Consider the following 605-nt stretch of genomic DNA (forward strand, 5'->3'; position numbering starts at 1 on the left):
TTAGTTCTAAACATAGATATTCACATCTTTCCATAACTATTACAAAAAATGACCAGCTAACAATTATCTCTCATGATGAGTTCAAAAGGAGATTGGATTGTTGTGAGTTTATTAATAGGATTAATTATTATACAAGACAACAGCCATTAGTGTCTAAAAATAATGAAATTATTAAAAATATTTTAAACAATAATATTGATAAGGTTGGGCCACAAAATAGAATTACTATAAGCAAAACGTCACAATATTCAACTATAAAACCATCAACATTATTAAGTAAAAACCAACAAATAGCAGAAAAAATAAAGATACAGCAAGGAGGACAGCACAATTTTCCTGGAACTTTGAAGTTACCAACGCCTAATCACAAACCTAAACAATATCAAAGTAGTTTTTTTAAAGATCATCTATGGGCTATTGTTATTTGTTTGATTGTTATTTTATTTTTATTTCGTTGTTTATTTTAATCAAATATTGATTTATCCATTCTGGACACATAAGTAAAGGGTTATCACTATTTCTTTTGCAAATAAAAAGTTAAAAATTAGTATTTATATATTTTATGGAATTTTTATATTATTAACTTCTATAAATACTTTAAATAA

1 protein-coding gene is annotated in these 605 nt (G+C 24.6%); it reads left to right on the plus strand.

Going from position 1 to position 605, the window contains the following annotated elements:
* On the plus strand, positions 1 to 467 hold a 467-nt coding region (locus tag A9G40_RS13125; RefSeq protein WP_218058034.1), incomplete at its 5' end, for a hypothetical protein.
* Positions 468 to 605 lie beyond the last annotated feature (138 nt).

The organism is Gilliamella sp. Nev3-1 (assembly GCF_001690435.1).
In the GTDB taxonomy this organism is placed as follows: Bacteria; Pseudomonadota; Gammaproteobacteria; order Enterobacterales; family Orbaceae; genus Gilliamella; species Gilliamella apicola_C.